Source organism: Synergistaceae bacterium (genome assembly GCA_021372895.1).
In the GTDB taxonomy this organism is placed as follows: domain Bacteria; phylum Synergistota; class Synergistia; order Synergistales; family Synergistaceae; genus JAJFTP01.
The window spans coordinates 1-3735 of the sequence record JAJFTP010000024.1 but is presented as its reverse complement, the minus strand read 5'-3'; the positions used below and the strand labels follow the sequence as shown (position 1 = coordinate 3735).

At 47.0% G+C, this 3735-nt stretch carries 3 protein-coding genes; 2 read left to right on the top strand and 1 reads right to left on the bottom strand.

The genetic code is table 11. The annotated features are described in order from the left end of the window. Positions 1-114: 114 nt before the first annotated feature. Both nhaC and LLF78_02320 read left to right on the top strand, forming a co-directional pair. Positions 115-1635 carry a Na+/H+ antiporter NhaC gene (nhaC, locus tag LLF78_02325; GenBank protein ID MCE5201337.1) on the top strand — a complete coding sequence of 507 codons (1521 nt, stop codon included), beginning with the start codon at positions 115-117 and terminating at the stop codon, positions 1633-1635. A 17-nt stretch (positions 1636-1652) separates the two neighbouring features. Then, a complete protein-coding gene (locus tag LLF78_02320) occupies positions 1653-2111 on the top strand; it encodes a hypothetical protein (GenBank protein MCE5201336.1) in 459 nt (152 codons plus the stop codon). A 100-nt stretch (positions 2112-2211) separates the two neighbouring features. On the opposite strand, the gene LLF78_02315 is transcribed toward LLF78_02320, so the two are convergent. After that, the gene (locus tag LLF78_02315; GenBank protein MCE5201335.1) at positions 2212-3417 is read right to left on the bottom strand and encodes an FprA family A-type flavoprotein; all 1206 of its coding nucleotides are present in this window, start codon (positions 3415-3417) and stop codon (positions 2212-2214) included. Positions 3418-3735: the final 318 nt, after the last annotated feature.

The window sequence follows — 3735 nt, the reverse complement described above, 5'->3', positions numbered from 1 at the left end:
GGTTATCATTTGTAATCCGGAGGTGGTTGATCGCTGATTCTTACTTTTCACGTTCTTTTGTTTGTACTTATTCCTAATATTTTCAACACAATCTGAAAGGGGAGATATCTAATCATGGAGCATCGTAAACCTTCTTTGGCGTTGGCAGCTGGGATATTTCTAATTGTTGCGGCAATGATTGCGGCAAGTGTTCTTGTATGGGAAGTTGACATCCACATCACCCTTATACTTGGAGCAATACTTACGATTGCGGTCGGCGTTGTAGTGCTTAAGTATGATTATGCAACAATTGAAAAAGGCATTATCGACGGGATCATGACAGGTATGCAGGCATGCCTCATACTCTATACCGTTGGCCCGCTGATCGGAACATGGATAGTCAGCGGAGTTGTGCCAACCATGATTTATTATGGACTGGCCATTCTGAGCCCATCTGTTTTTCTCTTTGCAACACTGATCATCTGCTCCGTAGTCTCGCTCTCGACCGGTACTTCATGGGGCACCTCCGGAACGGTTGGCATCGCGCTTATGGGCATCGCGCTTGGACTTGGCATTCCTGCCCCTCTGACGGCAGGAGTGATCATTTCCGGAGCATATTTCGGAGACAAGATGTCCCCGCTCTCCGACACGACCAACCTTGCGCCTGCAGTTTCAGGAACGGACCTCTTCCAGCATATCAGGGCAATGTGCTGGACTACGGGGCCTACTTACGTCATAGTCGCTGTTATCACGATCGTCATCGGTTTCCGCTATGCCGGCGGCCAGCTTGATACTGTAAAGATAGCTGCCATCCAGGCTCTTATGAAGGCGGAATTCTGGATCAACCCGCTTACGCTCCTCGCACCTTTAGTTGTCATAATTCTTTCGGCTATGCGCAAACCGGCTCTGCCCAGTCTATGGGCCGGCATCTTCGTCGCAATTATCTTTGCGGCGGTCAAAGGCGTAGGGATTGGCGAAATACTCAATATAATGCAGTACGGTTATTCGCCTGCGATCTCTGCCGAAATTGCAGGTGCAGGTGAAGATGCGGCTGCTCTCGCCAAACTTCTTGCAGATAACAGCATCAGCGTTGCCCCCGACGTTGCTCTGGCTGCAGCCAAGGATATTGTTAAACTGATGGAGCGCGGCGGTCTGCAGTCTATGAACTGGACGATCTCGCTTATCCTATGCGCGTTTACATTTGGTTTCTCGATGGATGTCTGCGGATTCCTGAAAGTTATGCTTGAAGCTATTATGAAGCCGATCAGGTCAGTCGGCGGGATGATAACGGCTACGATCCTGGCCTGCTTTGTCTGCGACATTTTCCTTGGTGATCAGTACCTCTCGATAGCTATGCCGGGAACAATGTTCAGGCCTGCCTATGAAGAGAAGGGCCTTCACCCGAGGATGCTCTCCCGTTCGCTTGAAGACGCCGGTACGCTTCTTTCCGTTCTTATCCCGTGGAACACCTGCGGTGCGTACCACACCACAGTTCTCGGAGTGCCGACGTTTCAGTACGCCCCGTATGCGTTCCTGAACTATCTTAACCCGATAGTGGCTATTATCATGACCTACATGGGGATCGGCATCTTCTGGCGCGGCAAGGACGGCGAACCTGTGCACGGCGGCAAGACCCGTCCTGCGGAACTGGCATAGTCAGCGGAGATTATTAATTGTCTGTAAAACTGCCTGAACTTGAAAAGCTGCTTGTCTCTAAATCGGGAATGATCGCCGGTAATTTCAAGACAGCGACGTTTGTTGCAATAGGGGTCTATCTCTTAGGAACTACTTTATGGAGATATTTCTCGCTTGGGATAACGGACAATGCGGCTGCTAATATCTTTATCGGTCTTGCTAGTTTCTTTGCGCTGAAGTACCAGAAACTGATATACATATCGCCCGTAGGTGTTGTGAAGGAGACCCACACTTGGATCACCCATCACAGGGAAGTAATGAAATGGGAAGATATAAAGTTCATAACCATAATGTATAAGCGCAGCGAGACAATGGTATTTTTTGAGAGAGATGTCCTTGGGTGGAAAGTCCTCTTTGAGAGGAGCCAGATAGACGGACTTAAGGAGCTTTTCAAGAAATATATACCGAAAGTTGATATAAACGAGATGGAGCGGTAGTTTTTCAGATAAGCCATAGGGAGCCGGAAGCATCTGCTTCCGGCTCCGGTGTTTGTGCTGAGTTCAGTTTTGTCCCTGTGTGTTTTTCTGCCCTCTCTGATCAGTTTCCATTTTTCTTTACCGCTTCCGCGACATTTTTACCGAGCAGCCTGCACTGTTCGAGGTCTTCCTCTGTCGGGCAGGATTTTACCTCTACCGATGGTTCTATCAGTTCCCAATCACCTCCATTGTCTGCAAACATCTGAAGTTCTGCCAGCGCGCCCTTACTCCAGCTGTACGAGCCGCATATACCGAGGATCCTGTTCTTCATCATTTTGTTTGAAAGAGTGCGGCAGAGGTGTGCCATAGGAGGATAAAGCTCCGTGTTATAGGTGCAGCTTCCAAGCACCAGCCCGCGATACTTCCATATATCGCGTACCATGAACGAGACGTTCGAGCGTGATACGTCATGGACAACTACGTTCTGTATCCCTGTTTCAGATATAGAGCGGGCGATGGCATCTGTCATAAACTTTGTGTTGCCGTACATAGAACCGTAGATCACGACGACCCCTTCTTCCGTCTCATGGCGGCTCCACTTGTCATAGAGGTCCACAATATGCTTTGGGTCAGAACGTAGTATAGGGCCGTGTGCAGGACAGATGATCTTAAAATCAAGAGAACGCACTTTTGCAATGGCTTTTTGTGTAGGAACAGAGTAACGCCCTATGATGTTTGCAAAGTAGCGCAGGGTTTCAGATTCGTAATGTTTCATGTCGAGCTCGTCGTCAAAGATACCGGCCTCCAGCGCGCTGAACCCGCCGAATGCATCGGTTGAGAAGAGAACTTTGTCAGTAGTGTCATACGTTATCATACTCTCAGGCCAGTGGACCATCGGGATCATTGCAAACTTGAGCTTATGATGTCCCAGGTCGAGCACATCCCCCTCTTTTACCTCAATGAAACCGTCAGTGATGCGGTAGAATGCATCGATCATCTCAATCGTTTTTTTGTTCCCGACAATCTTCATATTCGGATAGAGCTGTCTTAGCATTCTAATGGAGCCGGAATGGTCCGGTTCCATATGGTCGACGATCAAATAGTCGATTTGTCTGTTTTCAGGTATTATAGAGGTCAGCCTTTCGATATAATCTGTCAGGTTTCCGCTTTTTATCGAATCAACAAGAGCTGTCTTTCTGTCATTAATGAGATATGCGTTATAAGCAACTCCCCGTGGGAGAGTCCATAGTCCCTCGAACAGGTCGGTCTCACGGTCGTTTCCGCCTATCCAGTAAATTGAATCCGTAATTTTTATCGCCTTCTGCATTGGTAAAGAGCCTCCTTTTGATATTCCCAGATTTACAACATCAAGTATATCAACTGCGCGGTAAAAATGTAATAAAACCGATTTGGATGCAACGATCTATTTAAAAAATATTTTCTGACAAGGAAGATTATTCTGATAATTATCTTGTGTATATGCCTATAAGAAACCTAAACAGGGTTTTACATCCTTTAAAAAAGTAAAATGATGGAGAGATAGCTATGTTCAAAGATTAAAGAGGGAGAATAGAGACAGCGCGGACAAAAAATATTTAAAAAATACATGAATAAACTTGTCTGAAATGACCTGTCAAATGTTGCA

Coding starts and splice junctions, on each gene's coding strand:
- LLF78_02315 (MCE5201335.1), bottom strand. CDS start 3,417: ATGCAGAAGGCGATAAAAATTACGGATTCAATTTACTGGATAGGCGGA.
- nhaC (MCE5201337.1), top strand. CDS start 115: ATGGAGCATCGTAAACCTTCTTTGGCGTTGGCAGCTGGGATATTTCTA.